Origin of the sequence: Kitasatospora cystarginea (assembly GCF_039533515.1) — a bacterium.
Taxonomy (GTDB): Bacteria; Actinomycetota; Actinomycetes; order Streptomycetales; family Streptomycetaceae; genus Kitasatospora; species Kitasatospora cystarginea.
The window spans coordinates 1-1,964 of sequence record NZ_BAAATR010000141.1; the positions used below are offsets into that span (position 1 = coordinate 1).

A 1,964-nucleotide genomic window follows, 5' to 3' on the forward strand; every position below is an offset into this window, starting at 1 on the left:
TGGGCCTTCAGGGCCTGCTTGAGCCGGATGCCCGGAAAGCGGGCAAGTCCGGTTCTGAGGGGGGTGCGGCGCAGCAATGCGCCGCACCTACCCGACAACACGAGAGCGCCTACTACGCACTGCGTCACACCGTCCTCGACGGACGCGTCTTGCGCTCGGGCGACCCGGTCGGCGTCGAGCAGGAGATGTGGGCCCTGCTGGTCCTCTACCAGCTTCTGCGCCGAGCCATGGTCGAGGCGGCGGAGTCCCGGCCGGGCACCGATCCCGACCGCTGCGGCTTCACCATCGCCTACCAGACCGCCCGTGACCTGCTGATCCGCGCGGAGGGAGTCCTCGAGCAGGGTATGGGGGCGATCGGCCGCCGCGTCTTGTCGGCGCTGTTGCCGGAACGTCGGCCGCGCGTCAGCACCCGCAAGGTCAAGTCGCCCATCTCCCGGTATGCGGAACGGAAACTGGACGGCCGCCCCGACACCAGCCAGACGGTGGCCTCCGTGACGATCACCCTCCTGCCGCCCCCGCCACCCCACCCCGAACTGCCGGCGACCACCGTCCCCCAGTACGTCGGCCCCGGCAAGACCAGCAACCGCATGGCGCGAGTCCTCACCATGCTGCAGCAAGAACCCGAGCGGCACTGGCAGGCCAGAGAGATCGCCGAACTCCTCGGCGACGTCACCCTCGTCACCACCTACCGGCAGCTCACCCGCTGGGCTGAGAAAGGGCTGATCAAGAAGGTCCGCAGGGGCCGCTACACGGCAGCCGCCACACCAGCGGCCCCCACCTTGCACCCCGGCCGAAATCCTTAACTACCCGGCCTTGGTGGAACTTCACATCCTTGACGGCATTCCTGAGGCGGAGCGGGGCAACGGGTACGGATCGTGTGGACTGCCGCAGGTCCTCTCGAGCGCCCTCAAAGCGGATATCGATCCCATCGATCCCACTGGTTCCCAAGCCGCAGCAATGATCGTGCGCAGCAAGACCGACCACCCGAAGCACGGATTCCCGATCGGCCCGTGTGACAGCTGTAAGGTGCTCACCAAGCACTACGGGCTCGACTTCTTGACGGATGATGGAAAGTGAGCGGGAGATGACGGAGTTTTCCGCGGAGACCGAACGCGTCCTGCGATCCGCAGGTTGGGAGCCGGATCGCACGGTCGACACCAGCTTGTGGCGTCAACGCCTCGAGGAGTCCGGGTTCCGGATGCACGACGCCGCCGAACGGTTTCTGTCCGAGTTCGGCGGCCTCACCGTCGAGATCAGCGGCCCAGGTGTCTCCCGAGCACGGGTGCCGTTCGAGCTGGACCCGATGCTTGCAGACGGAGAGGAAGACCGCTTCTCCGAATGGAGCGAGTCCATCGGAGAGTCGCTGTTCCCTCTGGGCGAGCTGGACCGTGGACGGTTCTTCCTCGGCATCTCCGAATCGGGAAAGGTCTACCTGGTAGCGGACTGGCTCGCGTCCTTCGGGCCATCGCGCGAGGCGCTGGAACGGCTCGTCCGCGGCATCGCACCCGACGAGCTACCAGAACAGCTGGGGGTCAAGGGGTCGCAGGTTCAAATCCTGTCGTCCCGACCGGCGTTTTCGCAGGTTGTAGGCCGTTTCCACCGCGAGGTGGGAGCGGCCTTGACGCGTTTTCCGGGCCTTGTGAGTGCATTGTGAGGGCGGAATCTCGCCCGAGCTGATCACGTCAGGGCTGCGGTGTCTCAACTCGCCTTCCGTTGCTGGGTTCGGCATGCGCCGGTCAGGCGCCTGACGTGCAGTTCGGCTGGAGTTTGGGCCCCAGCCCACGCTCCGGCTGGTGCCGTTGACCTGCGGCCGCGTAACCGATGCAACGATGTTGCGTTAGCCTCGATCTTGCATGACGGCTCGTCGGCTTTGCTGGCGGGCCGTTTCTGCTTGTCCGGGCGTGCTGTTTGTGCCTGTGGGTATGGCGAGGGCCCGGCTGTCGCGCGGGTGGGCGCCGGGTTCC

At 66.5% G+C, this 1,964-nt stretch carries 2 protein-coding genes and 1 pseudogene; all 3 read left to right on the plus strand.

Annotation, left to right across the window (positions count from 1 at the left end):
- A pseudogene (locus ABD369_RS40425) lies at positions 1 to 803 on the plus strand (hypothetical protein); the annotation flags it as partial.
- Positions 804 to 816: 13 nt separating this feature from the next.
- Complete coding sequence (locus ABD369_RS40430; RefSeq protein ID WP_344641633.1) at positions 817 to 1,077, plus strand: hypothetical protein; 261 nt, start codon at positions 817 to 819, stop codon at positions 1,075 to 1,077.
- Positions 1,078 to 1,084: 7 nt separating this feature from the next.
- Complete coding sequence (locus ABD369_RS40435; protein ID WP_344641634.1) at positions 1,085 to 1,654, plus strand: SUKH-3 domain-containing protein; 570 nt, start codon at positions 1,085 to 1,087, stop codon at positions 1,652 to 1,654.
- Positions 1,655 to 1,964: the final 310 nt, after the last annotated feature.